Here is a 26,308-nt window from a genome sequence, read left to right as displayed (position 1 = left end):
GTCTGTCGCGCCGCTCGCCTCCAGTTAGCGAACGACGACGGAAAAATGCACGAGAAACTTCCCTGACTCGTTGCGCTGCCGATAGCTCACTTCGACGGTGAAATCGTCCGGTCCCGCGTACCCCTTTGACGGCTGGTAGGCGAACACATTCCCGTTCACGCCAGCGATGCCGTGCTTTGCTCTTTGGACCACGCGATTGCCGACAATGCTGGCGTGGGAGGGACCGTTGGGCCGATAGGGGCGTTCGCAAGCTTGATCCTGACCAACGGTCAGCGTCGCCTCATATCGGCAGTTGTTGCAAAAATCCCTTCCAGGGTTGAATCCCGGAGACGTGCACTCCGCTATCGCCGGGGCCGAGGAAATCACCAGAGACCCGAGGCAAAGCGGACCCAATCTCGACAACATACCGATGCCTCCCGGCTTCCGCTCGAATATCGCAAGCCTTAGGCCGCGCCTTCTTCGATCGCCGGAGCCGACCGGGGCGTGGAAACCAGCGCGGCGAAGCCCGCGAGCAGCGGCATGGCGAGAAAAAGAGCGACCGCAGCGACGTCAAAGGCGATGCCCGCGCTGCCGGCGCGGTGGGCGAAGACGCCCGCGATCGGCGGCAACGCCAGCATGCTCCCGTAGAACGCGGAGAAGTAGATTCCCATTCCGACCGCGCGCGCCTGGACGGGAAGCGCCCATGTCGGCAGGCTGGCGAAGGTCGCACCGGACAGGCCGGCCACCAGCCCCAGTGCTGCGAAGATGAGAACGTCGTGGTCGGACATCGGAATGGCTGCCATCCCGAGCGCGGCGAGCAGCAGGGACGCGGCGGCGATCCAGATGCCGAGGCCTCGCCGGATCGCAAGCGCGCCGCCGAGCGGAATGGCCGCGATGGTGACCCACAGCGCGACGCTGACGTGAGAGGCGGCGATCTCGGCCGTATAGCCCCTCTCAGTGAGAAGCAGCGGACCGAACGCAAACGCATTGGCGAAAGTGGCGTTGGCAGTGCCGGCGACGAGGCCTGCAATGACCACCGCGGCTGTGACGACCGCGCCTGGGAAGGCCGCGGACAACGGCACGACCGGCCGCGCCTGCTTCGGCAGCGCGACCAATAGGATCAGCGCCATCAGGGTCAGGATCGCCATTGCTATCGAGGCGCCGTTCAGCCCGAACTTGTCCGCGATCGGCGGCAACGCGACCAGCGCCAGCGCTATCCCGCACGGCCACGAGCCGGCGAAAGCCGCCATCGCAAGGCCGAACTGCCGACCAGTGAACATATCGGCGATCATCTTGGTGCCGGCGATGGTAAACACCACCGCGCCCGTACCCGCGACGATTCTGGCCAGCAGGCGCGCGTTCCAGTCGCTCGACAGATCGACGACGGCGCCGGCGAACATCAGCGCCGCGCACAGCAGAAGCGTCGTTCGTTCGCCGAGCCTTTGGACCACTATTCCTCCAGGAAGCGCAACCAGGACGCTGGGCGCCAGATAGGCGCCGACCAGGATGCCGAGCCGGGCGTAATCGAGGCCCTCCGCTCGAAGCAGCGGGCCGAGCGCTCCGACGCTTTCGAACTGCATGCCCATGACGCAGCGCACTGTGAAAAGCAGCGCCAGAATTCGCCATTTCGATTCCACGTGGCCCCCCCGGTCCAACGATTGTATCCGGCCAGTGTCACGGCGAAGCTCCCGCGAAGCAAGCCGCGATCTCGGCTTGACCCAAGAATTTGAGCCCAAACATCGAAAACTACGGGTCACCCCGGTTCCAATCGCATGAGGCGAGCAGAGGTCAGTCGGCCAGCGGCCTATGACACAGCCTGGGATGAATCCGGCCCGCTCATGTCTCGCAATAGAGCCATTGCTTCATCGGCCCTGTCGTCAGGCACGAAGAGGTGGTCGTGATGAAAGGCTGACACGGCATTGACGCTGATGCCGGCTGCAGCGAGACGCGCGGTGATGGCCGCCAGGAATCCGACGGCGTCGAGTGCGGAGTGGACTGTCAGGGTGATGAGGCGCGAGGGGAATGCAGGGTTGAGTCCTGCCGCTTCGGCCTCCTCACATGGGACGACCAGCGTCGTTCCTTCCTGCTCGCGGAACGTCAGCAGCGGGTTGAGTGATGCCGGAACAGGCTCGTTTGTCGCGATCGTGCAGAACACGAAGATGCCCGGCTGCAACTGTGGCTTCACGTTCTTCAATAGCGCGATGAGATCGCGTTCGGCTGGCATGGTGCTTCCACAAAGTCGTCCTGGCGAAAGCCAGGACGACCCGGGGATGAGACTTCGCGGGCGACGTACCATCACTCCTGCGCCTTCTCGGGCCCCTCATAGGCGATGCCACGAATAACGGCGTCATTGCCGAACTTCTTGCGCAGGCTGTCCACCGCACGCTCGGCGTGCGCGGCGCGGCGGTCGAGCATGTCGGTGTCGTCGGCGGGGGAGCCGTCGCGCAGGGCGCTGACGCCGGCGCCCATCAGGCGGAAGGCGGTGCCGTCGATCTCTTTCGCCAGCATCTCGCGGCAGATCGAGAAGATCTTTGCGGCAAGCTGCGTCGGGGCCGCGATCGACTGCGAGCGGGTGCGTTGGCGGAAATCGGCGGTCTTGAGCTTCAGCGTGATGGTCGAGCCGGCAAGCTCGCTGCTTTTCAGCCGCGATGATGTCTTCTCGCACAGCCGCCACAGGATCTTCTCCAGCGTCGCGAAATCGCGGATGTCGGTCTCGAACGTCGTTTCGCTGGAAATCGTCTTGGCGCCGCGATCGGCCTCGACGCGGCGATCGTCGATGCCGCGCGCGAGCCGCCAGAGCCGGCGGCCGTCGCTGGGAAACAGCCGCATCAGCTCGATCTCGTCGGCCTTTTGCAGATCGGCTATGAGGCGGAAGCCGCGCTGCATGAGACGTTCTTGCGTTGCGGGGCCGACGCCGAAGATGAAGCCGACCGGCCGCGAAGCCAGCATCGTCCGCGCTTCCTCCTGGTCGAGCGCGGCAAAGCCGCGCGGCTTGTCGAGATCGGAGGCGATCTTGGCCAGGAACTTGTTGCAGGACAGGCCGACCGAGACGGTGATGCCGACGTCGCGCTCGACCTCGCGGGCAAAGCGCGCCAGCACCTTTGCCGGGATCATGCCGTGCACCCGCTCGGTGCCGGAGAGATCGAGGAAGGCCTCGTCGATCGAGAGCGGCTCGACCAGCGGCGTCAGCGCCTGCATGGCCTGCCGCACCTCGCGGCCGACGCGGACGTACTTCGTCATGTTGGGCGGGATCACGGTCGCATGCGGGCAGGCCTCCAGCGCCTTGAACATCGGCATCGCCGAGCGGACGCCATAGGTGCGCGCGATGTAGCAGGCCGCCGAGACCACGCCGCGTTTTCCGCCGCCGATGATGACGGGCTTGTCGGCGATGTCAGGATTGTCGCGCTTCTCGACCGTCGCATAGAAGGCGTCGCAATCGACATGGGCGATGGTCAGCCCTGCAAGCGCCCGGTGGCGGACGAGGCGAGGGGAGCCGCAGGCGGAACAGCGCCGCCCGCCCATATCCTGATCGGCCAGACAATCCCGGCAGAAACAGCGGGGCCCGGCCGCCTCCAGGGCGGTCACGGCACGTCGCGCTCCCAGGTCCGGTCGCCGAGCGCATCGCCCAGCACCTGCCGCGCCGCGGCAACGTTGGTCGGATGCAGTTCCGAGGCCTTGGCAAAGGCCTTGACGGTGTCGTCATCGCGCAGCACGAAATCGAGCACGCTGAGCAGGAAATGCGGGTCCGAGGCGGCATTCCGGAGCGTCTCCGGACCGACCCCTGTCTCGGCCAGGAACAGGCCCAGCCTTTCAGGCTCGCCGGCGACGAAGGACAGCGCCTGAATCGCAACGATTTCAGCGACTTCGCGGGGGTTGTGAACAGGCTTTTTCACGGGCCCGGTTTGCCTTTCCGTTAACTTTCGGTGTCTACTTTGGACTATGCCCGAGTCTCGAGACTGAGTCTTTATGTTGAGGCTTGGGCGGGAGCCTTGCGGCCCCAGACAAGCAACTGGAAACCACATCGCAGAAAGTGGCCCCTCGGTTTAACCAAACTCAAGCGACTCTGGGGCTAGTTTGAATCCAGTTTTCGAAGCGCCGGAAAGCGGCGCCTGAGGCGTTTACATGCATCGGTCGTCGGGACCAAACAGGAGGGCGGGATGGCTAAGACCGTCCTGATCGTGGAAGACAACGAGCTCAACATGAAGCTCTTCCGCGACCTGTTGGAGGCGCATGGCTACCAGACCTCCGGCACCAGCAACGGTTACGAGGCGCTCGACCTCGTGCGCAAGATGCGGCCCGACCTCGTGCTGATGGATATCCAATTGCCGCAGGTCTCGGGGCTCGAGGTGACGCGCTGGATCAAGGACGATCCGGAGCTGCGTTCCATTCCCGTCGTCGCGGTCACGGCCTTCGCGATGAAGGGCGACGAAGAGCGCATCCGCGAGGGCGGCTGCGAAGCCTATTTGTCCAAGCCGATCTCGGTCGGCAAATTCATTGAGACGGTCCGGCGTTTTATCGGGTAGGAGTGAGTTTCGGTGTCCGCGCGTATCCTTGTCGTCGATGACGTTCCCGCCAACGTCAAGCTCCTCGAAGCCCGTTTGTCGGCCGAATATTTCGACGTGATGACCGCCTCGAACGGCACCGAGGCGCTGGCGCTGGCCCGCCGCGCCGAATGCGACATCATCCTGCTCGACGTGATGATGCCCGACATGGACGGCTTCGAGGTCTGCCGCCGCCTCAAGACCGATCCGGCCACCCACCACATTCCCGTCGTCATGGTCACCGCGCTTGACAGCCCGGCCGATCGCAATCGTGGTCTCGAGGCCGGCGCCGACGATTTCCTGACAAAACCCGTCTCCGACGTCGTGTTGATCGCGCGCGTGCGCTCGCTGACGCGGCTGAAGATGATGACCGACGAGCTGCGCATGCGCGCCATCACCTCGCTCGAGATCGGCATGCAGGCGCCCGAGCGCAGCGCTGTCGCCGATACCGGCAAGGGCGGCCGCGTCCTGCTGGTCGACGATCGCGAGTCGTCCTATGAGCGGCTGGCGTCGATCCTTGCCGCCGAGCACACTGTCGACGTCGAGCCCAATCCGACCGAAGCGCTGTTCCATGCGGCTGAGGGCAATTACGACCTCCTGATCGTCTCGCTCGATCTGAACAATTTCGACGGCCTCAGGCTATGCAGTCAGGCCCGCTCGCTGGAGCGCACGCGCCACGTGCCGATCCTGGCGATCGCGGAAGCGGAGAATTCGACCCGGCTGCTGCGCGGCCTCGAAATCGGCGTCAACGACTATCTGCTGCGCCCGCTCGACAAGACCGAGCTGCTGGCGCGCGCCCGCACGCAAATTCGCCGCCGCCGCTACACCGATCATCTGCGCGACAACGTGCAGAATTCGATCGAGATGGCGATCACGGACGCGCTCACCGGCCTGCACAATCGCCGCTACATGGAGAGCCATCTGGCAACGCTCGCCGAGCAGGCCGCGACGCGCGGCAAGCCGCTGGCGCTGATGATTTTGGACATCGACTATTTCAAGTCGATCAACGACAATTTCGGCCATGACGGCGGCGACGATGTGCTGCGCGAATTCGCGGTGCGCGTGCGCAAGTCGATCCGCGGCATCGATCTGGCCTGCCGCTACGGCGGCGAGGAGTTCGTCATCGTGATGCCGGAGACCGATCTGCACGTCGCCGGCATGGTCGCCGAGCGCCTGCGCCGCTCGATTGCCGGCGAGCCGTTCACCGTCCACAAGGGCACCAAGCGCATCGAGGTGACGATCTCGATCGGGCTGACCACGCTGGAGCAGAAGGGCGAGGCGGTCGCCGACGTCCTCAAGCGCGCCGACATGGCGCTCTATCGCGCCAAGCACGATGGACGCAATCGCGTGGTGTCGCACGCGGCGTGATAGTCGTGTGCCGTCGCTGGTGCCACACCCTCCGCTGTCATTCCCCTCGCAGGCGGAGAATCCAGTACGCTGCGGCGTCTCGGTTCAACCACAGCTGCCTCTGGAATGCTGGATTACCCGCCTTCGCGGGTGATGACACCGATAGGTGCGGCCACAGTTATGATTGCGGTGCGCGCTTGCCCTTCACCGGCTTCGCATCGCCGTCCACATCCACCCCCGCATTCCGCAGCAACACCTTTGCCGCTTCCTTGGCCGCGCGCGCCATTGCGGGATCGTCACGCACTAAATCCTGGGCGATGGAGCCGTCGACCAGCAGCACGAGCTGCGTTGCGAGCGCGTCCGTATCGGCGACGCCGAGCTCGGTCAGTCGCTCGCGGAACCAGACGCGGCGGCTTTCCTTGAAGGCGATGGCGATCTTCTTCACCGCGCGATCGGTGGGGCCGAGCTCGGCGACTGCGTTGACAAACGGGCAGCCGCGAAAATCCTTCGCTGCAAAGCGCCGCTCCAGTGAATCGAAGGTGGCGAGGATCTGCTCGGCCGGCGGCTTGTCGGAGGGACGGGCGCTGACGAAGCGGCGCTCCAGATAGGCCGCGATCAGCGCGTCCTTGGACGGGAAGTGGTTGTAGAGCGTGCGCTTGCTGATGCCGATCTCGGCCGCGATGGTGTCGACGCCGATGGCGCGAATGCCTTGCAGATAGAACAGTCTGTCGGCGGTCTGAAGGATCCGCTCTTTCATGTCGGATTTTTCGGCGGACGGCATAACACAGACCTGTGTAACAAGCGCCTTGACAGCGCCGTCCCCTTATAGACTAATTACACAGGTCTGTGTAACCAAAATCAACCGACAACGCAGATGCCGGCGCGCGGCCAGCGCCCATGAGGGAGAACAAAAATGCCCCTGTTGCAGGTCCTGCGTCCGGCATTGCCGATCCTGATCGGCGCCTCGATCATGCTGACGCTGAGCATGGGGCTGCGGCAGTCGCTCGGCATCTTCATGCCGCCGCTGACGCACGACATCCATCTCTCGGTGTCGGATTTCACGCTGGCGCTCGCCGTGCAGAACCTCGCCTGGGGTTTTCTCCAGCCGCTCGCCGGGGCGATGACGGTGCGCTACGGCTTCCGCCCGATCATGATCGCGGGCGCGCTGATGTACATCGTCGGCCTCGCTTTGATGGCCACGGCGAACGGGCTCGTCAGCATCATGATCGGCGCGGGCGTGCTGATCGGCACCTCGCTGGCCTGCACCGCGGCTGCGATCGCGATGTCGGTGGCGGCGCGCGCGGTGCCCGAGACGGTGCGCTCGACCGTGCTCGGCATCGTCTCAGGCGCCGGCTCGCTCGGTGCGCTGCTGTCGGCGCCGATCGGGCAGATGCTCAACGAGGGTTTTGGCTGGCGCATCGGCCTTGCCGGCTTCGTCGTCATGTCGGTGCTGATGATCCCCGCGGCGTGGTACGCCGGCCGCGTCGACGCCATTCCGCTGCCAAAGCCTGCTGCCGACGATATCGGCGACGCCACGGCCGCCTCCGTGACGAGGGCCGCGTTCGGCAACGCCTCCTTCGCGGTGATGACCTGCGCCTATCTCGTCTGCGGCATGCAGCTCGTGTTCCTCACCACGCATCTGCCGTCTTATCTCGCCATCTGCGGGCTCGATCCGATGCTGAGCGCGCAGACGCTCGGCATGATCGGAGGCTTCAACGTGCTGGGATCGCTGTTCTTCGGCTGGGCTGGCCAGCGCTGGAACAAGCTGGCGCTGCTGGGCGCGATCTACCTCCTGCGCTCGCTCGCGCTGGCCTGGTACTTCATGCTGCCGGCAACGCCGTTCTCGACGCTGCTGTTCGGCGCCATCATGGGCTTCCTGTGGATGGGCGTCGGCCCGCTGGTCGCCGGCGCGGTCGCCGAGATGTTCGGCCTGCGCTGGCAGGCGATGATTCAGGGCCTGGCCTTCATGAGCCACCAGATCGGCAGCTTCCTCGGCGCCTACGGAGGAGGGCTGATCTACGACGCACTCGGCTCCTATTCCATGGCCTGGCGCATCGGTGTCGCGCTCGGCCTTGCCGGCGGCATTGTCCAGATCGCATTCGCGCTGATCAAACCGACCGCGCCGCCCTTGCTGCGAACCGCGTAGGCATCATCAGCCGCTGCTCATCCGTTGGGCGATGCGCAGCTGCGTGAAGCAGCGCGCGGCGCAGTTGCCGCAAAGCAGCAAACTGGAATCGAAGCGCATTCAGCAGCTTGATTGAATCGTTTCGATGGTGCGAATCTTGCATATACTTTCAGCTGGAATTGGAACCGTCTCTGACGCTGTCCCGATCTGGCGACAAGGGAAAGGCCGATAAGCCATGAGGCTGGTCGATGCCAGTCTCCAGACATCGACGCTCGACGACCTCATCGCGCCGAGCCTCGATGATTTTGCCCCGAAAATCCGAGCCGATCACGCTGGCACTGTCGCTCCGGCGCGAATGATCATCCCTGCGGTTCCACTCAAAGCAATGCCCAGAAGCCAATCTCTTGCGCTTGATCTCTTGAGACTTGGGAGGACGATGATGGAGTCGAGAACATCCACGCGCCAAAGGCTCGTGACACTGGTGGTCGCGCTGTTGGGAATTGCGCTTCTCTACCTCGCCCTCGGCGAGGTCGCGCTCGCCGAGGATGCGGCCCCGCCCGCGTGCGGCGGCAAGATCCTCGAGAAGTGCACGCCCAATTCCGGCGACACCGCCTGGATGCTCACCTCCGTTGCGCTGGTGCTGATGATGACGGTTCCGGGGCTTGGGCTGTTCTATGGCGGCATGGTGCGCAAGAAGAACGTGGGCGACACCGTGATGACGAGCTTCGCGGTGACCTGCCTCGTCACCATCCTGTTCGCGATTCTGACCTACAGCCTGGCCTTCCGCGCCGGCACGCCGTTCATCGGCGGGCTGGATCGCATGTTCCTGAGGGACATCCTCAGCGACATCGGCAAGGGCGGGATCGGCAATCCCAATCCGCTCGCGGCGACGATTCCCGAAAGCGTCTACATCTGCTTCCAGATGACGTTCGCGATCATCACGCCGGCACTGATTGCAGGGGCGTTCGCCGAGCGGATGAAATTCTCCGCGATGCTCTGGTTCATCGGCCTGTGGGCGATCCTCGTCTACGCGCCGATCGCGCATTGGGTGTGGGGCCCCGACGGCATCTTCTCGTCCGGCAACGACGCCGCCTGGGTCAAGGTGCTCGATTTCGCCGGCGGAACCGTCGTGCACATCAACGCCGGCGTCGCGGGCCTGATGTGCGCCATCATGCTAGGCAAGCGCAAGGAAACGGGACCGGCGCACAATATGGTGCTGACCTTCATCGGCGCCTCGCTGCTATGGGTCGGCTGGTTCGGCTTCAACGCGGGCTCCGCGGTGACGGCAGGCATGCAGGCCGGCATGGCGATGCTGGTGACGCAGATCGCAACGGCGGTCGCCGGCTTCACCTGGATGCTGGTGGAGTGGTCGCTCAAGGGCAAGCCGACGGTTGTCGGCATCTGCTCGGGCGCGGTCGCGGGCCTCGTCGCCATCACGCCGGCGTCCGGTTTCGTGGGCCCGGTGGGGGCCTTTGTAATCGGCATCGCGGCCGGCGTCATCTGCTACTGGGGATGCACCGGACTCAAGGCCATGTTCGGCTATGACGATGCGCTCGATTGCTTCGGCGTCCATGCCCTCGGCGGCATCGTCGGCGCGCTGCTCACCGGCGTCTTTGCCGTCGAGCAATATGGCGGCACCGCGGGCGTGCTGGAAGGAAATCCCGGCCAGTTCGTCAACCAGTGCATCGGCGTCGCCACCGTCTTTGTTTACGACGCCGTCGTCAGCCTGATCATCCTCTCCGCGATCAAGCTGTTCGTCGGTTTGCGGGTGTCGGAGGATATGGAGCGCGACGGTCTCGACCTCGCACTGCATGGCGAGGTCGTGCACTAGCTGCGGTAGTAGCGCCACATCCGCAGAAAGGTACGATGGATCATGTCGGGCGGCTGATCGAACGGCTCGACATTGATCCGTACCATATTGGTGTGGCTCATCCGCCAGGGCAGGCGCATCAGCCAGCGCCAGGACGGTTGCTTGCGCCAGTCGGCCACGAGCGCGCTGGTGAGCGGTGCGTTCAGCACGATCTGCAGTTCATGCACCGTCATGGCGCGCTCGGCGATCTCGATGAGATCGATGCGCTCGATGGCGCGCCAGCGGATCAGTCCGAAGGACTGGATGAAGATGCCGTATTGGTTCGCGCCGATCGTGGGCCGGCCGGTCTCGAGCAGCGGAATGTTGTAGTAGGTGAACCCGGCCGCGAGTGCTGCGAGCGCAAGCCAGTAGATCGCGCCGGTGAGAAGCGCAGCCGTGCAGAAAATCGCGGCGAGCGCCGCCGTGACGTAGACCGGAAAATAGGTATCGTCGCGGCCGTAAGCGACCGAATAGCCACCGACATGTCCCTCGTCCAAGGCTGCGATCATGGATTTGGAGGCTACGACCATTGGTCGCAAATAAAAACGGGGTCGCGAGCGCCCCGTAAAACTCGGCAGCATTGGCCGATCTTACTTTGATCTCGCCGACTTGGCCGCCTGCGCGCTCATCAGGCAGGCAGGAGGGACGCCTGATCCTCCCTTGCGCGCCACGCGGCGATTTGCTTTTCGAGTTCGCGGCATACGTCGTCCACCACGCTGGCCCAGTCGCCGCGCGTCGTTTGCCTGAACAGCCGCATCGATCGATACCACGGGCTGTCGTCGCGCTCGATCAGCCAGCGCCAATCCGGATTGAAGGGCAGCAGCGTCCATACGGGCGCGGCTAGCGCGCCGGCGAGATGGGCGACGCTGGTGTCGACTGTGATCACCAGATCGAGACAGGAGATCAGCGCCGCTGTTTCGCTGAAGTCGGTGAGATGCTCCGCAAGGTCGACGATGTCATGGCGTTCGGCGCGGAAGGCGCGGTCCTGATCGCGAACGCCTTTTTGCAGGGAGACGAACTGGGCGTCGCAATCCAGCAGCGGCGCGAGTGTGCGCAAGGCCATCGATCGGTTGTGATCGTTCTTGTGGTCAGGATTGCCGGCCCAGACCAGGCCGACGCGGAAGCGATCGTGAGCGCCAAGCCGCTGTTCAAGCCGTTCTTCCCACGCTGTCATTCGCGTTGCCGGCGGCGCAGGAACGTAGCCTTGTGCGAGCGGGATCGTATCGAGCCGCGTCCCGAATGCGAGCGGCAGCGTTCCCAGAGGGCAGTGCAGGTCGAACGCCGGCGTCGAGCAGCGGCCGATGCATTCTGCGACCCCTTCGATGCCGCCCAGAAGCTGTTGGATCGGAGGTTCGACCTCCAGAATGACGCGCGCTCCTGATGCCGCCACCATGGGCACATAGCGGGCGAACTGGATCGCATCGCCCAGCCCCTCGTCGGAGTGCAGCAGGATGGTCTTGCCTGCGAGCGGCTGGTCGCCACGCCAAAGGGCTTGCGAAAATCCGCGATCGACCAGGCCGACTGAAGGCAACCGCCAACGCGCCTCACGCGCAAGCCAGCCGTGCTCGAAATCGCCGGTGAGGAGCTGAAGCGTCGCCAGATAGAACAGCGTCTGCGCATCGTTGGGCGCGGCCGCGAGCGATCTGTGCAGGGTCGCGAAGGCTTCGTCCAGCATTTGCAGATGCAACAGGACCACGGCTTTGTTGTTGAGCACGGCATGGAAATCGGGGCGGAGCGCGAGTGCGCGATCGAAGCAGGCAAAGGCCTGCTCGAGCCGGCCAAAGCGCCAGTGCAAGAGGCCGAGATTGTTGTGCGTCTCTGCGAGGGCAGGGTCCAGCGCGATCGACTTCTCGTAGTCGACCTCTGCTTCGTCGAAGCGGCCCAGCGCCGAGAGACAAACGGCGCGCATTTGATGCAGGGCCGCGGAGCTTCGGTTCAGCCTCTCGGCGATGTCAAAGCATTTTACGGCTTCGGCATGCCGTTCGAGTTCAAGCAGCAGCATGCCGCCATTGTGCGCGGCTTCCCAATAGTGCGGATTGAGCTTCAAGGCCTGCAACAGGTGCTGCGCCGCTTCGTTCTTGTGCCCGAGCTGCCAGAGCAGGTTGCCGAGGTGATTGCACAGGCCGGCATCGTCGGGCTTCAGGCTCAAGGCATGGCTGTAGTGGTGCCGTGCGTCCTCGAGCCGGCCCTGTCGCTCCAGCACTGTGGCGAGGCTGAGGAGATACTCGGCCTTCGGCGCTTGCCGGACGGCGCGGCCGATCCATTCCACGGCGGCGTCTGGCTGCTTCGCGTGAAAACAAAGCGCACCCAGGAGATGGAGCGCATCCGGGTGCTGCTCGTCCAGCGTCAGCGCCTGCTGGCAGCACAATTCGGCCTCGGCAATGCGCCCCGATTGAAAATGCGCAAAGCCGGCCTGGCAGAGTGCGGCCGGCGAGGTTCTTCCGGTTTGTTTGGCCGCCGCGGCCCGGCGCTCTCTGCGATTCATGATGATCCGAAGCGGCCTCGCGATCGAAGGCAGCGAGGCTGCGCGATCTAACAATGCCAGGATTTCGCGAGGCTTGTGGATGCCCGCCAATAACTCGCTATCAAATCGTCATCCCGAGGCGCGAGGCGCGACGCGCCGTGTGGCGAGCCTCGAAGGATGAACGCCCCGATGCAGCCGGGCCGTCGCCCTTCGAGGGCCGCTCAAGAAGCGGCCACCTCAGGGTAACGGATCACCTCAAACGAAAACGGGGCCCGAAAGGGCCCCGCAAAACGTATCGACGCTTTCGCCGATCTTACTTGATCTTGGCTTCCTTGAACTCGACGTGCTTGCGCGCGACCGGGTCGTACTTCTTCTTGACCAGCTTGTCGGTCATGGTGCGCGAATTCTTCTTGGCGACGTAGTAGAAGCCGGTGTCGGCCGAGGACACGAGCTTGACCTTGATGGTGACCGCTTTGGCCATGTTCTGAACCTCAGAGATGAAGGGAATCTGGAGCCGGCCAAACGGCCCGCGTTGGCCGGCAACCTAGCCAGAAACGGGGGGAAGTCAAGGATTTAGGGCCGCAAAACCACTCAAATCGGGCCTTTTACGCCTCGAAGAAGCGGTTTTTCGGCCGTGGCAGGCCCAGATTCTCCCTCAAAGTGGCCCCTTCATACTCTTTGCGGAAAATCCCGCGCTTCTGCAGCTCGGGGACAACCTTGTCGACGAAATCGTCAAGGCCGGCGGGCAGGAACGGGAACATGATGTTGAAGCCGTCGGAGCCGCGTCCGACCAGCCATTCCTCCATCTGGTCGGCAATGGTCTTGGCCGTGCCGACGAAGGACAGCCCGCCATAACCGCCGACGCGCTGGGCAAGCTGGCGCACGGTGAGCTTGTCGCGTCTGGCGAGATCCACCATGCGCTGGCGGCCGCTCTTGCTGGCGTTGGTCTCGGGGATCTCGGGGAGCTGTCCATCGGGATCGAAGCCGGAGGCGTCGGTGCCGAGGATGACCGAGAGCGAGGCGATGGCGCTGTCGTAATGCACCCGGCTGTCGAGCAGCGCGCGCTTCTCCTTGGCCTCGTCGACGCTGTCGCCGACCACGACGAAGGCGCCCGGCAGGATCTTGAGATGTTCAGGGTCGCGGCCGATCTTCTCCATGCGGCCCTTGATGTCGGCATAGAGCTTCTGCCCATCGGCGAGACTGCCGCCGCCGGTGAAGACGGCTTCGGCGGTCTCGGCCGCGAGCTGCTTGCCGTCTTCCGACGCGCCGGCCTGAACGATCACGGGCCAGCCCTGCACCGGGCGGGCAATGTTGAGCGGGCCGCGCACCTTCAGATATTTGCCGACGTGGTCGAGTACGTGCATCTTCGAGGGATCGAAGAACAGCCCGCTCTCGACGTCGCGCACGAAGGCGTCGTCGGCGAAGGAATCCCACAGGCCGGTGACGACGTCGTAGAATTCGCGGGCGCGCTTGTAGCGCTCGGCGTGCTCCATGTGGTCGTCGAGACCGAAATTGAGCGCGGCGTCCGGGTTCGAGGTGGTGACGATATTCCAGCCGGCGCGGCCGCCGCTGAGATGATCCAGCGAGGCGAAGCGGCGGGCGACGTGATAGGGCTCGTCAAAGGTGGTTGAACCCGTCGCGATCAGGCCGATGCGTTCGGTGACGGCCGAAAGGGCAGAGAGCAGCGTGAACGGCTCGAACGAGGTCACGGTGTGGCTGCGCTTGAGCGCGTTGACCGGCATGTTCAGGACGGCGAGGTGATCGGCCATGAAGAAGGCGTCGAACTTGCCGGCCTCGAGTTTCTTGATCAGCGTCTTGATGTGGCCGAAGTTGAAATTGGCGTCGGGCCAGGCACCGGGATAGCGCCAGGCGCCGGTGTGGATGCTGATCGGGCGCATGAACGCGCCAAGCTTGAGTTGCCGTTGTGCCATCGCGCCCAAAATCCCGTTCTGGTGTTGTTAGGGAAAGACATAGGCACGCCGGGGAACAGCGCCATTGGGGTGCCTAAGAAGAATTTTTTGTTTTTCGCGACACGCTCAGCACGTTTCCGTCATTCCGGGGCGCCGCGTTAGCGGCGAGCCCGGAATCCATTGGGCCGCGGTGAGCGTCGAGCGATGGATTCCGGGCTCGCGCCAAGGGGCGCGCCCCGGAATGACGGAGGAGAGAGCGAGCCATCGAACCAATCAACCGCTTGCGCCGACCAAGCCATGACCTTCGCTCCCGAGGAGACCTTTCATGGCCGGCGCAATGACCCTAGACGGCGGCATCGTCCGGATCGACCGGCCGATGCCGTGGTTCGGCCGGCTGTTGTCGCTGCCGCTGCTGGCGGCGAGCTTCTATCTGCTGTGGAATGTCGCGCTCGGCCTGCGCCAGGATTTCTCCGGCTTCGGCCGGCTTGCCGATGACCTTGTGCCGGTGCTGGTGTTTTCGGGCCTCGGGCTGCTCGTCGGCATTCCCGGCCTGATCCTGCTGACCTTCCGCAGCTTCGTCGTGCTCAACGAGAGGCTGCGCCAGATCGTCGTCACCAGGCAATTCGGCCCGCTGAACTTTCGCAAGTCGCGCGATCTCGCCGATTATCACTTCATCAGCATCACCGACGACTACGATCCCGAGCTGACGACCTACGACGTCAATCTCTGCGGCAACAAGGGCACCGAGCCGATCACGCTGCAGAGCTTCGCCAAGCGCGAGGATGCAAACAAGCTCGCCAGCGAGATCGGCCGCGTCTTGAAGCTGCCGGCGCGCGACTATGTCGGCACCGAGCCCGACGCGGATTAGAAAAGCACGCAGTTGGCATTCCGGGGCGCCGCCAAGCGGCGAGCTACGATGCGCAATTGCGCATCTGAGAATCCATGGCCGCAGAGACTGACGCGGATGGATTCCGGGCTCGCGCTGCGCGCGCCCCGGAATGACAGGTCAGCTCAAAATATCCTTCTGCATCTTGCCGCCGTAGAAATGGAAGAACGGCACCGGCGCGTCGTGGCGCAAGGGGCCGGTGGCAAGGCGGGCGTGGAGCTCGTTGAGCACGTTCCGCGTCATGGGATGCAGATCGGCGAGCGGCCTCGAGCCGAGCTCGACCCAGACCAGTTCGACCAGCTCCGCATCCGCATGGATCACGCCCTCGACGTGATGGGTGATCGCCGACGCATCGGCGGTGAAGAAGCGCGTGTCGAACCGCTTGACGCGGCCGGGCGGGGTGATCGCGCGGGCGATCAGGAACAGGCTGGAGGGATCGGGCAGGAGGCCCGCATCGGCGAACGGCTTCCAGGGGCCTTCGAGCCTCGCCTTGCCTTCAGCCTTGCGTCCGAGGCAGAGGCCGGTTTCCTCGCAGGCCTCGCGGATCGCGGCGATCGCCAGCGATTTGGCGCGCGAGGCCGGCGTCTTCGGGCTGCCCTTGGCGAGATTGGCCTCTAACTCAGGAGCGATGGGGGCCGCACACGGCACGCGATGATCATCCTTGTCGACGCGGCCGCCGGGGAAGACGAATTTTCCGGGCATGAACACGACCTTGTCGTGGCGCTTGCCGACCAGCACCTTTGGAATGCTGCCGCTGCGATCGACCAGGATCAGCGTTGCCGCATCCCGAGGGCGGAAATAGGGATGGTGATCGGCTTCCTTTTCCTCGTGGACTTTGGCCTTCTCGGCTGTCTGCGCCGTATCGCTCATATCCTCACCCAGACGGTTCTTGCTTATTGCTTACACAGGCGGAATACCATCCGGCGGGTTCTCGTCAAACCCGTGCATGCGCAGAGCCCATTGCAGGCCGACCACGGCTCCCTTCACCGGCTGCAGCAGGGCGAGCGAGGCGAAGAAGGTGAAGGGCAAATAGGCCACGAAGCTGAGCCAGACCGGCGTCGTGTAATTGGTCTCGATCCAGAGGATGGTGGGAACCACGATGTGGCCCACGATGACGATGACGAGATAGGCGGGCAGATCGTCGGCGCGGTGCGGCGTGAAGTCGAGGCCGCAAGAGGCGCAATGGTCCGCCGTCTTGAGGAAGGCGCGGAACAGCTTTCCCTGGCCGCAGCGCGGGCAGCGGCCGCGAAAGCCGCGCTTCATCGCCGCCCAGAGGTCGCGCTTCTCGACGAGGCCAGTCTCGCGCGTCCAGATTTTTGGCGCCGGGCTCATGGTCACCAAGCCTTGCCCTTGTTGCCTTTGCTCTTGCCCCTGTTCTTTCCCTTGTTCTTTTCTTTGCCCTTCGCCTTGCCGGATTTCTGCTTTGATGGCTTGCGTTTTTTATCAGGGCTGCGGCCGGGATGGGCCTTGAAGGAGGGGCGGCGTTGCGGATTGGGGCGCCTGCGATCGCGCGGGCTCGTCTCGCTGGAGGACGACAGCAGCTCGAAACGTAGCGCGCCTGCGACGGGGGCAGCTTCAATCAGCCTGATGTCGACGACGTCACCGAGCTGGTACATGGTGCCGCTGCGCGTGCCGATCAGCGCATGGCGGCTCTCGTCATAGTTGAAATATTCCGTGCCGAGGGACCGGATCGGGATCAATCCGTCCGCGCCGGTGTCGCTGAGCTTCACGAACAGGCCGGCACGGGTGACGCCGGAGACGCGGCCCTGGAAGGTCGCACCGATGCGGTCGGCGAGGTGATGCGCGATCAGGCGGTCGACGGTCTCGCGCTCGGCCTTCATCGCGCGCCGCTCGGTCAGCGAAATGTGGGCTGCGACTTCGCCGAGCGATTCCGGCGTCTCGCTGTCGGGCAGGGCGCCTTCGCCCAAGCCCAGAGCGCGGACCAGCGCCCGGTGCACGACGAGGTCGGCATAGCGACGGATTGGCGAGGTGAAATGCGCATAGCGGCGCAGATTCAGGCCGAAGTGCCCGTAATTTTCCGACGAATATTCCGCCTGCGCCTGGGCGCGCAGCACCACCTCGCTCACCAGCGGGTAGTAGTCATGGCCTTCGAGCTGGGCCAGCACGCGGTTGAACAGGGTCGGGCGCAGCGCGCCTGATTTGGTGAAGGGGACGTCGAGCGTCTCCAGGAATTCGGAGAGCGCGTGGACCTTCTCCAGCGTCGGCTCGTCATGGACGCGGTAGATCAGCGGCAGCGACTTCTTCTCAAGCATCTCGGCGGCCGCGACATTGGCGAGGATCATGAACTCCTCGATCAGCTTGTGCGCGTCCAGACGCTCCGGCACGACGACGCGGTCGACGGTGCCGTCGCTCTTCAAGAGGATCTTGCGTTCGGGCAGATCGAGATTGAGCGGATCGCGCTCATCGCGCGCGCGCTTGACGCAGGTGTAGGCTGCCCAGAGTGGCCTCAGGACCGGATCGAGCAGGGGACCGGTGGTGTCGTCGGGCCGGCCGTCGATCGCCGCCTGCGCCTGCGCATAGTTCAGCTTCGCGGCCGAGCGCATCAGGATGCGATGGAAGCTGTGCGACTTCTTGCGGCCATCAGGAGCGATGATCATCCGCACCGCGAGCGCGCCGCGCGGTTCGCCCGGCACCAGCGAGCAGAGATTGTTGGAGATGCGCTCGGGCAGCATCGGCACGACGCGGTCGGGGAAATAGACCGAGTTGCCGCGGTCGAGCGCATCGCGGTCGAGCGCGGTGCCCGGCCGCACGTAGAAACTCACATCGGCAATGGCGACATCGACGATGAAGCCGCCCTTGTTGTTCGGATCAGGGTCGGGCTGCGCATGCACCGCGTCGTCATGATCCTTGGCATCAGGGGGGTCGATGGTGACGAGGGGGACGTCGCGCCAGTCTTCGCGCCCTCCGAGATTCGCGGGCTCGGCCGCTTCCGCCTCGCGCTCGGCGGCGGCGGAGAACTGCAAGGGGATGTCGTGGGCGTAGATCGCGATCAGGCTGATCGCCTTCTCCGACTTGACCGAGCCGAGCTTCTCTTTCACGCGGCCTGAGGCGAGGCCAAAGCTGCGGGTGCGGACGATGTCGACGCTGACGAGGTCGCCGTCCTGCGCGCCCTTCGTGTCGGCGGCGGCGATATTCAGCTCGCGGTCGGCCATTTTCTTGTCGACGGGGATGAGCCGTCCGCCGCCTTCAGGCAGCGCGCGGAACACGCCGAGAATGCGGCTCTTGGCCTTGTCGATGAGCTTGATGATACGGCCGCGATAGGCCGGGCCTTCGCTCTCATCCGTGCGCTCGACCCGCAGCAATGCGCGGTCGCCGATTCCGGCGGCGGTGCCGGGCTTCGGCCTGCGCGGCATTTCGATCAGGATCTTTGGCGGCTCGCCGCTCTCGACCTCGTCCCATTCGGCGGGGGAGGCGATCAGCTCGCCGTCGCGGTCGCGGCCGGTGATGTCGGCGAGCAGCGTCGGCGGAAGGGCGTCCGGCTCGGAGACCGTATGGCGTTTCTTCTTGATGGTGCCGTCGTCGGCGAGTTCGCGCAAAATGCGCTTGAGCTCGATGCGATCGGCGTTCTTCAGGCCGAACTCGCGCGCGATGTCGCGCGTTCCGACCTTTCCTGGATGTGCCTTGATGAAGGCGACGATGGCTTGCCTGTCGGGAAAGCCACGGTCTTTCTTTGGTTTCACTTAACCTCTAATTCTTGCCGGCACTCTTCTTGGCCGGAGCCTTGGTGGCGGCGCTCTTGGTCGGCGACGTCTTGGCAGTCGTCGACACGGCAGCGCGCGCCTTGCTTGTGGATTCGGATTTGGCCGCGGCTTTCTTCGCGGCCGGTTTCTTTGGCTTCGGCGCGGTGTCGTCACCGTCCGCAGCCTTCTCTGCAGTCTTTTTGGCCTTGGCCGGTTTCGCGGCCTTCTTGGCTTTCGCCTTGCCGCCGCCCTTTCCGCCCCCTTTGGCCGCGCGCTCGTCGATCAGTGCGATCGCCTGCGCCAGCGTCACGGTGTCCTTTTCGAACTCGGCCGGGATGGTCGCGTTGACGCCTCCCGCGGTGACATAGGCGCCGTAACGGCCGCTCTTCACGGTGACGGTGCCGAGGGTGGGATGATCGCCGAGCGCCTTGCCGGGATCGGCACCAAAACGGCGGCTCGGGCCCTTGGCGACCTTCTCGGCAATCAGCGTCACGGCGCGGTTGAGGCCGATATCGAAGACTTCGTCGCCGGCCTCGAGGCTGGCATAGGTCTTCTCGTGCTTCACGAACGGCCCAAAGCGACCGAGACCGGCGGTGATCGGCTGGCCGGTCTCCGGATGTTTTCCAATTTCGCGCGGCAGCGACAACAGCTTGAGCGCAAGCTCCAGGTCGACATCGCTGGGCGAGGTGCCCTTCGGGATGCCCGCACGCTTCGGCTTCTCGCCTTCCTCATAATCCTTCTGCTCACCGAGCTGGATGTAGGGGCCGAAGCGGCCGGCCTTGACCCAGACATCGCGGCCCGTCTCCGGATCCTGGCCGAGCGAGCGGTCGGCGGTGGTCTCTCCGTCGGCGGCGAGCTGTCGGGTGTAGCGGCATTCCGGATAGTTCGAGCAGCCGACAAAGGCGCCGAACTTGCCGGCCTTCAGATTGAGCCGGCCGGTGCCGCAGCTCGGGCACTGCCTGATGTCGCCGCCGTCGGCGCGCGGCGGATAGATGTGCTGGCCCAGCATGTCGTCGAGCACGTCGAGCACCTGCGCGACGCGCAGATCCTTGATCTCCTCGACGGCGCCGATGAAGCCGGTCCAGAAATCCCTCAGCACCTGCTGCCAGGAGACTTCGTTGTTGGAGATGCGGTCGAGCTGCTCTTCCAGGTTGGCGGTGAAGTCATACTCGACGTAGCGGTTGAAGAAGCTTTCGAGGAAAGCGACCACGACGCGGCCCTTGTCCTCGCCATGCAGGCGCTTCTTCTCGAGCTTGACGTAGCCACGGTCCTTCAGCACCTGCAGGATCGAGGCATAGGTCGAGGGCCGGCCGATGCCGAGCTCCTCCATGCGCTTGACGAGCGAGGCTTCGGAGAAACGCGGCGGCGGCTCGGTGAAGTGCTGGGTGACGGAGAGCGACTGCCGCTTGATCGCCTCGCCCTGGCTCATCGCCGGAAGGCGGCGGGAGTCTTCATCCTCCTCGTCGTCGCGGCCTTCCTGATAGAGGGCGAGGAAGCCGTCGAACTTGACGACCTGGCCGGTGGCGCGCAGCTCCAGCGTGCGACCGCCGGCCTTGGCCGTGATGTCGACCGTGGTGCGCTCGAGCTCGGCCGATTCCATCTGGCTCGCGATGGTGCGCTTCCAGATCAGCTCATACAGCTTGGCCTGATCGGCATCGAGCCTGCGGCTCATGCTGTCGGGACGGCGCGTGAGGTCTGTGGGGCGGATCGCTTCGTGCGCTTCCTGGGCGTTCTTGGCCTTGGCCTGGTACTGGCGCGGGGCGTCAGGCACATAGGCGTTGCCGTAATCCTCGCCGATCACCTTGCGTGCCTGTGTGATCGCGGACGGGTCGATCTGCACGCCGTCGGTACGCATATAAGTAATGAGTCCGGTGGTCTCGCCGCCGATGTCGATGCCTTCATAGAGGCGCTGGGCGATGCGCATGGTGTGCGCCGGCGCAAAGCCGTATTTGCGGCTGGCTTCCTGCTGCAAGGTCGAGGTGGTGAAGGGCGCCTGCGGATTGCGGCGCGCGGGCTTGGCGTCGACCGCGGTCACCGCGTAGGTGGCCGCTTCCAGCGCCTTCTTGAAGTCCTCGGCCTCCGCGCCGGTACCGATGTCGAGGCGCTGGATCTTCTTGCCGTCGGCGCCGACCAGGCGCGCCTCGAAGGCATCGCCGCGCGGCGTCAGCAGGGTCGCGATCAGCGACCAGTACTCACGCGGCACGAACTTCTCGATCTCCAGCTCGCGGTCGCAGACGAGGCGCAGCGCCACCGACTGCACGCGGCCGGCCGAGCGGGCGCCCGGCAGCTTGCGCCACAGCACGGGGGAGAGCGTGAAACCGACCAGATAGTCCAGCGCCCGGCGCGCCATATAGGCGTCGACCAGTGCGCCGTCGATCTGGCGCGGGTTCTTCATGGCGTCCGTGACCGCCTGCTTGGTGATGGCGTTGAACACCACGCGCTCGATCTTCTGATCTTTCAGCGCGCGCTTCTCCTTCATCACCTCCAGCACGTGCCAGGAGATGGCTTCGCCCTCGCGATCAGGGTCGGTCGCCAGAATCAGGCGGTCGGCACCCTTCAGGGATTTGGCGATATCATTGAGCCGGCCGGCCGCCTTGGGGTCGACCTCCCAGATCATCTTGAAATTGGCCTCGGGATCGACGGAACCGTTCTTCGCGGGCAGGTCGCGAACATGGCCGAACGAGGCCAGAACCTCATAGGACGAGCCCAAATATTTGTTGATCGTCTTGGCTTTCGCCGGCGACTCCACAATGACGATATTCATGTAGTTCCAGTGACTTACGGGGAAATCTTGGGCCGATTTCCTCTAGATTCGGGTCGGCCGTTTCGTCCCGAACATGGGTGGTGGGGCGGGTCCTGTCAAATCGAAGGGTGTTGAATGCCCGCCTAATGGGAAAAGTTTCATATCGAGAAAGTTGCAAATTACCACCTTGGAGTTGCGGTCGCTGTCGGCGTAATGTCCCCGCGGGGCATGGATTCGGGTGGGACTGGTGGCAAAACCAGGACGGAAACGCGCGCGCGCCGCGTCGCGCGCGCAAGCACGTTCGCGCAACGAGGAGCCGGGCGAGGGCGGCGTTGACGAGGCGGTTGCCTTCATAGCCGAGCAGGTGGCCAGCTTGCGCAAGCTTGCCGAGCGCCACAAGCTGGGCGTGCTCCATTATCTCCTGGGCATGACCAAGCTGGAGGCCGATGAGCATTTGCGGCTGCGGAGCAAGCGCAAGCTGTCGTGAGGGCGCTGCTCCACAACGTCTGTCATTCCCCGCGAAGGCGGGGAATCCAGTACGCCGTGGCTTCTCCGTATCCTTCGCCGTCTCTGGAATACTGGATCGCCCGCCTTCGCGGGCGATGACACCGAGAGTGTGGTGACGGCTTGCCACAGAGTGACTAGCGCGCCTTATCCCGCCGACCGACGCCGCGGTGCCGGCCGCAGCTTTACCATTGTATCCGGCTGACTGAGCAGCCGGCCGTCCTCGGCGCGCAGTTCGAGCTTGCGCACCGGTAGGCCTTTTGCGCGATCGACCAGGATGGTCGTGATCTGCTCGGGATGATTGTCGAATTCCTCGCTCCATTGCCGCAGCGCGACCAGGATCGGGAAGAGGCCGCGGCCCTTCGGCGTCAGCACATATTCGTGGTAGGCGCTGCCGTCGGAGGCGGGGGCTGTTTCCAGAATGCCGTGGTCGACCATCGACCGCAGCCGCGCCGACAGGATGTTCTTGGCCATGCCGAGCTTGCTCTGAAACTCGCCGAAGCGGCGCACGCCGAACAGCGCCTCGCGAATGATCAGCAGCGACCACCAATCGCCAATCGCCTCCAGCGATCGTGCGATCGGGCAGGCATCACCCTCAAAACTCGTTCGCTTCACCATCGTGCTGGTCCTGTCGCATTCGCCCGGTCTTGGCGCCGATCACGCGGATGTGTGGTTGCATCATAAAACCATATGCCCTAGATGGCAACATAGTTTTATTATGCAACCACTGGAGACGAGCATGAGGCTGAAGAACAAGACGGCATTAATCACCGGCGGCAACAGCGGCATTGGCCTGGCAACGGCGAAGCTGTTCGTGGCCGAGGGCGCCAAGGTGATCGTCACCGGGCGCAACAAGGAGACGCTGGAGGCCGCGGCCAGGGAACTCGGCCCGAATGCGCTCGCGCTTGCGGCCGATGCGACCGACATTGCCGCGACCGAAGCTGCGATCAAGAAGGGCACCGACAAGTTCGGCAAGCTCGACATCGTGTTCGCCAATGCCGGCATCCCCGGCAACACGCCGCTCGGTTCGACGACGCATGAGGCTTTCGAAAAGGTGATCAGCACCAACCTCACCGGCGTATTCTTCACTGTTCAGTCCGCGCTGCTTTACCTCAACGACAACGCCTCGATCATCCTCAACGGCTCGGTGATCTCAGTGCTCGGCATTCCCGGCTATTCGGCCTATGGCGCGGCCAAGGCCGGCGTGCGGGCGATGGCGCGGATCATGGCCTCGGAACTGTCGCCGCGCGGCATCCGCGTCAACGTGGTCGCGCCCGGTGCGATCCGCACGCCGATTTGGGGCGCTGCGATTGCCACGCCCGAAGCCGAGAAGGCATTCGAGAAGCGCATCGGAATGTCGACACCGCTCGGGCGCATTGGCGAACCCGATCACATCTCGAAGACGGTGCTGTTCCTCGCCTCGGACGATGCCGCCCATATTCAGGGCCAGGAGATCTTCGTCGATGGCGGCGCGGCTGCGTCACCCGCCGGCGCGCCGATCTATCGCGGCTGATCAAATCAGTCTCAAACTGAATCGGCCGGCACTTACCGAAAATGGTTGCGCCGGCCGGTTCCCGCGTGTCGGGAGATGTATTTTCTGAAGCTTGCGTGACGCGTTGAACCTTTGCGTGCGCTGCCCAGACTTTTCTACGGGCAGGGGTCATAGGACTCATTTGAGGGAGCCCATCATGCCAAAAGCAGCACGCATTTTAGGTCCGATTTCAGACCCGCGTATTTACACTGAACGCTCCGCAGTTCCTGCCAAGCACCCCGACATGTCGGAGTTCATCGGGGTCGCCATCTTCTCCGGCATCGGCCTGCTCATGTCGCTCGTTGCCGTAATCCTGGGCATCCAGGGCTCCTGGTTTTAGCTTCGCAAACAATCTGCCGATCTGTCAGCCGCCGCAGCACCGCTCGCGGCTGACGTCGTCGGCGTAGCCTCAGGCCGCTTGCAGGCCCGTTGCGGCCTGGAGGGCCCCCGCAACCGCCTTTTCGCGATGTTCGGGCCCGAGATTGACGCCGTCGGCGGAGATGAATTCCAGGCTCGTGATCCCCATGAAGCCGAACACCCAACGCAAATAGGTTTCCAGATGTTCGCCGGCCGCGTACGGCGTCTCGGCGCCATAATGACCGCCGCGAGAAATCGCCACGATCACGCGCTTGTCGCCAACAAGGCCCTCCGGGCCGCTCGCGTCATATTTGAACGTCTTCCCCTTCACCAGCACGCGGTCGATCCAGGCCTTGAGCTGGCTCGGGATCGTGAAGTTGTACATGGGCGCGCCGATCACGACGATGTCGGCATCGAGGAACTCATTCAGGACGGTCTCGCTCGCGGCGAGGTCAGGTCCGAGCTCCGCAGGCGCGGGTGCGCCCTGGGCGGCGGCCAAGTGGGATCCGGACAAGTGCGCGAGCGGGGTCTCGGCCAGGTCGCGGTAGACGACCTCAAGCGAGGGCGTGGCCTGCCTGAGCCGGTCGACGATGGCGGCGGAAACCTGCCTGGAGACGGAGTGGGGGCCGAGAACGCTGGAGTCGATATGCAGGAGTTTCATTGGGGTCACCCATGGTATAGATTTGTAACCCGCACTACATGAGTGACTGTCAAAACCCCCGCAAGAACGCACTTTTTTGAGCCATGGGCACATCTTTGGAACCGACACACATCGATTTTCCTGCCGAACGGAAGCCCGATCCCAACCATTCCGACTGCCGCAACGTCGCCTCGATCCTTGCGCGGGTCGGCGACAAATGGAGCGTGTTCGTGATCATGATGCTCAGCGACGGGCCGAAGCGCTTCAATGAGCTGAAGCGAATGATCAACGGCATCTCGCAGCGGATGCTGACCCTGACGCTGCGCGGGCTGGAGCGCGACGGCCTCGTCACGCGCACGATTTTCCCGACCATTCCGCCGCGCGTTGATTATGAGTTGACCGATCTCGGCCACGGGCTGCAGCAGCCGGTGAAGGCGCTGGGCGAGTGGGCGATCGCGCACCAGGAGAAGATCGCGGCGGCGCGCACGCGGTTCGACGAGCGCAACAACGCCTAGATCAGCGACACCAGTCCGCCGCCGTGGTGTTCGAGCCGGCCGGCGAGCTCGAGCTCCAGCAGCACCATGCGCACGATCGCGGGCGAGGCGCCGGACAAGCGCACGAGATCGTCGATCGAGATGGGGGCGGGGCCGAGCAGGCCGGTGATCTGGTCGCGGTCGTGGCCTTGCGGATCGCTCTCGAACGGCTCGCTGTCGGGCTCGCTCGCGGGACTCATCAGCGGCCGCTCCACGATCGGCTGCACCGCATTGATGATGTCGGACGCTTCGGTGACGAGCGTTGCACCCTGCTTGATCAGATCATTGGTGCCGGCGGCGCGCGGATCGAGCGGCGAGCCGGGCACCGCGAACACTTCGCGGCCCTGTTCGGCGGCCATGCGCGCGGTGATCAGCGAGCCGGAGCGGTGTGCGGCTTCGACCACGACCACGCCGAGCGATGCGCCCGAGATCAGCCGGTTGCGGCGAGGGAAGTCGCGGGCGCGCGGCTCGTGGCCGAGCGGCATTTCCGAGATCGCAGCGCCCTGATGGTCGAGGATCGCGCTGAGCAGATCGCCATGCTCGGGCGGATAGATGCAGTCGTGGCCGCCGGCGAGCACCGCGATGGTGCCGCTCTCGACGCTGGCGCGATGCGCGGCCTGGTCGACGCCGCGGGCAAGCCCTGAGATGATGATGAAACCGGCCTCGCCAAGCTCCCGCGCGAGCTGGCCGGCGAATTTCAGGCCGGCCCCGGAGGCATTGCGCGAGCCGACGATCGCAATCATCGGCCGCATCAGCGTCGCTCTGTCGCCGCGTATGGCGAGCAAAGGTGGGGCATCGTCGAGCGTCGAAAGCCGCGCCGGATATCCCTCCTCGCCGGGCGCGAGCCAGGCGATGCCGAACTTTCGGCTTGCGGCGAGCTCGGCCTTCGCTTCATCCACGCTGCAGATACGCCCCGACCGCTGCGCGCCGCCGCGGCGGGCCAGATCCGGCAGCCGCTCCAGCGCCGCGCGGACGCTGCCGAAATGATCGACCAGCGAGCGGAAGGTGCGTGGCCCGACATTGTCCGAGCGGATCAGCCGCAGACGGTCGATCCGCTCTTGCTCGCTCAGCTCCACGTTCTTGTTGATGGCGTCCACGGTGTCTCCTTGTAGAGGCAGCATGGAACAACCTGAGGGCGTGAGCAAGCGTGGCATGCGCTTGCGCGGCCTTGTCGCAATGCTAAAAGCGATGCCAATAA

Annotated in this window: 26 protein-coding genes; 9 read left to right on the top strand and 17 right to left on the bottom strand. The window is 64.5% G+C overall.

Going from position 1 to position 26,308, the window contains the following annotated elements; translation table 11 throughout:
* Positions 1-24 precede the first annotated feature (24 nt).
* The 5 genes from HYH07_RS26175 to HYH07_RS26155 all read right to left on the bottom strand — a co-directional run bounded on the left by HYH07_RS26175 (position 25) and on the right by HYH07_RS26155 (position 3,872).
* Entirely contained in the window at positions 25-405 is a 381-nt protein-coding gene (locus HYH07_RS26175) for an Ig-like domain-containing protein (protein WP_220005204.1), read from the bottom strand.
* Positions 406-443: 38 nt separating this feature from the next.
* A complete protein-coding gene (locus HYH07_RS26170) occupies positions 444-1,616 on the bottom strand; it encodes an MFS transporter (protein ID WP_220005203.1) in 1,173 nt (390 codons plus the stop codon).
* Between the two features lie 167 nt (positions 1,617-1,783).
* Positions 1,784-2,203, bottom strand: coding sequence for an ACT domain-containing protein (locus tag HYH07_RS26165; RefSeq protein ID WP_220005202.1), 420 nt, complete (start codon positions 2,201-2,203; stop codon positions 1,784-1,786).
* 71 nt (positions 2,204-2,274) lie between these two features.
* Positions 2,275-3,564 carry a DNA polymerase IV gene (locus tag HYH07_RS26160; protein ID WP_220005201.1) on the bottom strand — a complete coding sequence of 430 codons (1,290 nt, stop codon included), beginning with the start codon at positions 3,562-3,564 and terminating at the stop codon, positions 2,275-2,277.
* Positions 3,561-3,872, bottom strand: coding sequence for a DUF3572 domain-containing protein (locus HYH07_RS26155; protein ID WP_220005200.1), 312 nt, complete (start codon positions 3,870-3,872; stop codon positions 3,561-3,563). Before HYH07_RS26155 ends, HYH07_RS26160 begins: the two co-directional genes overlap by 4 nt.
* Positions 3,873-4,136: 264 nt before the next feature.
* On the opposite strand from HYH07_RS26155, the gene HYH07_RS26150 reads away from it, so the two are divergent.
* A complete protein-coding gene (locus HYH07_RS26150) occupies positions 4,137-4,502 on the top strand; it encodes a response regulator (protein ID WP_008130064.1) in 366 nt (121 codons plus the stop codon).
* Between the two features lie 12 nt (positions 4,503-4,514).
* Positions 4,515-5,888 carry a PleD family two-component system response regulator gene (locus tag HYH07_RS26145; protein WP_220005199.1) on the top strand — a complete coding sequence of 458 codons (1,374 nt, stop codon included), beginning with the start codon at positions 4,515-4,517 and terminating at the stop codon, positions 5,886-5,888.
* A gap of 157 nt (positions 5,889-6,045) precedes the next feature.
* Here HYH07_RS26145 and HYH07_RS26140 read toward each other — a convergent pair whose 3' ends face one another.
* Complete coding sequence (locus HYH07_RS26140) at positions 6,046-6,624, bottom strand: TetR/AcrR family transcriptional regulator (RefSeq protein ID WP_220005198.1); 579 nt, start codon at positions 6,622-6,624, stop codon at positions 6,046-6,048.
* A gap of 156 nt (positions 6,625-6,780) precedes the next feature.
* Between HYH07_RS26140 and HYH07_RS26135 the strand changes: the two genes are divergently transcribed.
* Together HYH07_RS26135 and HYH07_RS26130 are read left to right on the top strand one after the other, a co-directional pair.
* Positions 6,781-8,013: an MFS transporter gene (locus HYH07_RS26135; protein ID WP_220005197.1), complete on the top strand. Its 1,233-nt coding sequence runs from the start codon at positions 6,781-6,783 to the stop codon at positions 8,011-8,013.
* Positions 8,014-8,428: 415 nt separating this feature from the next.
* Positions 8,429-9,823 (top strand): ammonium transporter, encoded by a 1,395-nt coding sequence (locus tag HYH07_RS26130; RefSeq protein WP_283842855.1) that lies wholly within the window; start codon positions 8,429-8,431, stop codon positions 9,821-9,823.
* On the opposite strand, the gene HYH07_RS26125 is transcribed toward HYH07_RS26130, so the two are convergent.
* The 4 genes from HYH07_RS26125 to HYH07_RS26110 all read right to left on the bottom strand — a co-directional run bounded on the left by HYH07_RS26125 (position 9,820) and on the right by HYH07_RS26110 (position 14,236).
* Positions 9,820-10,350 carry a hypothetical protein gene (locus tag HYH07_RS26125; RefSeq protein ID WP_220005196.1) on the bottom strand — a complete coding sequence of 177 codons (531 nt, stop codon included), beginning with the start codon at positions 10,348-10,350 and terminating at the stop codon, positions 9,820-9,822. The genes HYH07_RS26130 and HYH07_RS26125 overlap by 4 nt on opposite strands.
* A gap of 119 nt (positions 10,351-10,469) precedes the next feature.
* Positions 10,470-12,326: a tetratricopeptide repeat protein gene (locus tag HYH07_RS26120; RefSeq protein WP_220005195.1), complete on the bottom strand. Its 1,857-nt coding sequence runs from the start codon at positions 12,324-12,326 to the stop codon at positions 10,470-10,472.
* Positions 12,327-12,618: 292 nt separating this feature from the next.
* Entirely contained in the window at positions 12,619-12,786 is a 168-nt protein-coding gene (rpmG, locus tag HYH07_RS26115) for a 50S ribosomal protein L33 (protein ID WP_057756569.1), read from the bottom strand.
* A 124-nt stretch (positions 12,787-12,910) separates the two neighbouring features.
* Entirely contained in the window at positions 12,911-14,236 is a 1,326-nt protein-coding gene (locus HYH07_RS26110; protein WP_220005194.1) for an LLM class flavin-dependent oxidoreductase, read from the bottom strand.
* Between the two features lie 304 nt (positions 14,237-14,540).
* Between HYH07_RS26110 and HYH07_RS26105 the strand changes: the two genes are divergently transcribed.
* A complete protein-coding gene (locus tag HYH07_RS26105; protein ID WP_220005193.1) occupies positions 14,541-15,083 on the top strand; it encodes a hypothetical protein in 543 nt (180 codons plus the stop codon).
* Positions 15,084-15,221: 138 nt separating this feature from the next.
* Here HYH07_RS26105 and HYH07_RS26100 read toward each other — a convergent pair whose 3' ends face one another.
* Genes HYH07_RS26100 through topA form a run of 4 tightly spaced genes read right to left on the bottom strand, consistent with a single transcriptional unit; the run spans position 15,222 to position 21,566 of the window.
* Positions 15,222-15,971: an NUDIX domain-containing protein gene (locus HYH07_RS26100; RefSeq protein ID WP_220005192.1), complete on the bottom strand. Its 750-nt coding sequence runs from the start codon at positions 15,969-15,971 to the stop codon at positions 15,222-15,224.
* A gap of 30 nt (positions 15,972-16,001) precedes the next feature.
* A complete protein-coding gene (locus HYH07_RS26095) occupies positions 16,002-16,442 on the bottom strand; it encodes a DUF983 domain-containing protein (RefSeq protein WP_220005191.1) in 441 nt (146 codons plus the stop codon).
* The gene (gene rnr / locus HYH07_RS26090) at positions 16,436-18,802 is read right to left on the bottom strand and encodes a ribonuclease R (protein ID WP_220005190.1); all 2,367 of its coding nucleotides are present in this window, start codon (positions 18,800-18,802) and stop codon (positions 16,436-16,438) included. Before rnr ends, HYH07_RS26095 begins: the two co-directional genes overlap by 7 nt.
* A 7-nt stretch (positions 18,803-18,809) precedes the next feature.
* Positions 18,810-21,566: a type I DNA topoisomerase gene (gene topA / locus HYH07_RS26085; RefSeq protein ID WP_220005189.1), complete on the bottom strand. Its 2,757-nt coding sequence runs from the start codon at positions 21,564-21,566 to the stop codon at positions 18,810-18,812.
* Between the two features lie 226 nt (positions 21,567-21,792).
* Between topA and HYH07_RS26080 the strand changes: the two genes are divergently transcribed.
* Positions 21,793-22,032 (top strand): hypothetical protein, encoded by a 240-nt coding sequence (locus HYH07_RS26080; protein ID WP_220005188.1) that lies wholly within the window; start codon positions 21,793-21,795, stop codon positions 22,030-22,032.
* Between the two features lie 164 nt (positions 22,033-22,196).
* Here HYH07_RS26080 and HYH07_RS26075 read toward each other — a convergent pair whose 3' ends face one another.
* Positions 22,197-22,667 (bottom strand): helix-turn-helix domain-containing protein, encoded by a 471-nt coding sequence (locus HYH07_RS26075; RefSeq protein ID WP_220005187.1) that lies wholly within the window; start codon positions 22,665-22,667, stop codon positions 22,197-22,199.
* Between the two features lie 121 nt (positions 22,668-22,788).
* Between HYH07_RS26075 and HYH07_RS26070 the strand changes: the two genes are divergently transcribed.
* Positions 22,789-23,562 (top strand): glucose 1-dehydrogenase, encoded by a 774-nt coding sequence (locus HYH07_RS26070; RefSeq protein ID WP_220005186.1) that lies wholly within the window; start codon positions 22,789-22,791, stop codon positions 23,560-23,562.
* Between the two features lie 175 nt (positions 23,563-23,737).
* A complete protein-coding gene (locus HYH07_RS26065; protein ID WP_220005185.1) occupies positions 23,738-23,920 on the top strand; it encodes a hypothetical protein in 183 nt (60 codons plus the stop codon).
* 69 nt (positions 23,921-23,989) lie between these two features.
* On the opposite strand, the gene HYH07_RS26060 is transcribed toward HYH07_RS26065, so the two are convergent.
* Positions 23,990-24,598 (bottom strand): FMN-dependent NADH-azoreductase, encoded by a 609-nt coding sequence (locus tag HYH07_RS26060; protein WP_220005184.1) that lies wholly within the window; start codon positions 24,596-24,598, stop codon positions 23,990-23,992.
* 83 nt (positions 24,599-24,681) lie between these two features.
* On the opposite strand from HYH07_RS26060, the gene HYH07_RS26055 reads away from it, so the two are divergent.
* Positions 24,682-25,092 carry a helix-turn-helix domain-containing protein gene (locus HYH07_RS26055; protein ID WP_220005183.1) on the top strand — a complete coding sequence of 137 codons (411 nt, stop codon included), beginning with the start codon at positions 24,682-24,684 and terminating at the stop codon, positions 25,090-25,092.
* On the opposite strand, the gene dprA is transcribed toward HYH07_RS26055, so the two are convergent.
* Positions 25,089-26,231 (bottom strand): DNA-processing protein DprA, encoded by a 1,143-nt coding sequence (gene dprA / locus HYH07_RS26050; RefSeq protein ID WP_220005182.1) that lies wholly within the window; start codon positions 26,229-26,231, stop codon positions 25,089-25,091. The two genes, HYH07_RS26055 and dprA, sit on opposite strands and share 4 nt — an antisense overlap.
* Positions 26,232-26,308 lie beyond the last annotated feature (77 nt).

The organism is Bradyrhizobium sp. BR 10261 (assembly GCF_019455395.1).
GTDB lineage: Bacteria > Pseudomonadota > Alphaproteobacteria > Rhizobiales > Xanthobacteraceae > Bradyrhizobium > Bradyrhizobium manausense.
The sequence above is the reverse complement of the archived record's forward strand: the minus strand, read 5'-3'. Positions and strand labels throughout refer to the sequence as shown.

Coding starts and splice junctions, on each gene's coding strand:
- HYH07_RS26175 (WP_220005204.1), bottom strand. CDS start 405: ATGTTGTCGAGATTGGGTCCGCTTTGCCTCGGGTCTCTGGTGATTTCC.
- HYH07_RS26165 (WP_220005202.1), bottom strand. CDS start 2,203: ATGCCAGCCGAACGCGATCTCATCGCGCTATTGAAGAACGTGAAGCCA.
- HYH07_RS26150 (WP_008130064.1), top strand. CDS start 4,137: ATGGCTAAGACCGTCCTGATCGTGGAAGACAACGAGCTCAACATGAAG.
- HYH07_RS26140 (WP_220005198.1), bottom strand. CDS start 6,624: ATGAAAGAGCGGATCCTTCAGACCGCCGACAGACTGTTCTATCTGCAA.
- HYH07_RS26135 (WP_220005197.1), top strand. CDS start 6,781: ATGCCCCTGTTGCAGGTCCTGCGTCCGGCATTGCCGATCCTGATCGGC.
- HYH07_RS26130 (WP_283842855.1), top strand. CDS start 8,429: ATGATGGAGTCGAGAACATCCACGCGCCAAAGGCTCGTGACACTGGTG.
- HYH07_RS26125 (WP_220005196.1), bottom strand. CDS start 10,350: ATGATCGCAGCCTTGGACGAGGGACATGTCGGTGGCTATTCGGTCGCT.
- HYH07_RS26120 (WP_220005195.1), bottom strand. CDS start 12,326: ATGAATCGCAGAGAGCGCCGGGCCGCGGCGGCCAAACAAACCGGAAGA.
- rpmG (WP_057756569.1), bottom strand. CDS start 12,786: ATGGCCAAAGCGGTCACCATCAAGGTCAAGCTCGTGTCCTCGGCCGAC.
- HYH07_RS26110 (WP_220005194.1), bottom strand. CDS start 14,236: ATGGCACAACGGCAACTCAAGCTTGGCGCGTTCATGCGCCCGATCAGC.
- HYH07_RS26105 (WP_220005193.1), top strand. CDS start 14,541: ATGGCCGGCGCAATGACCCTAGACGGCGGCATCGTCCGGATCGACCGG.
- HYH07_RS26100 (WP_220005192.1), bottom strand. CDS start 15,971: ATGAGCGATACGGCGCAGACAGCCGAGAAGGCCAAAGTCCACGAGGAA.
- topA (WP_220005189.1), bottom strand. CDS start 21,566: ATGAATATCGTCATTGTGGAGTCGCCGGCGAAAGCCAAGACGATCAAC.
- HYH07_RS26075 (WP_220005187.1), bottom strand. CDS start 22,667: ATGGTGAAGCGAACGAGTTTTGAGGGTGATGCCTGCCCGATCGCACGA.
- HYH07_RS26070 (WP_220005186.1), top strand. CDS start 22,789: ATGAGGCTGAAGAACAAGACGGCATTAATCACCGGCGGCAACAGCGGC.
- HYH07_RS26065 (WP_220005185.1), top strand. CDS start 23,738: ATGCCAAAAGCAGCACGCATTTTAGGTCCGATTTCAGACCCGCGTATT.
- HYH07_RS26060 (WP_220005184.1), bottom strand. CDS start 24,598: ATGAAACTCCTGCATATCGACTCCAGCGTTCTCGGCCCCCACTCCGTC.
- HYH07_RS26055 (WP_220005183.1), top strand. CDS start 24,682: ATGGGCACATCTTTGGAACCGACACACATCGATTTTCCTGCCGAACGG.
- dprA (WP_220005182.1), bottom strand. CDS start 26,231: ATGCTGCCTCTACAAGGAGACACCGTGGACGCCATCAACAAGAACGTG.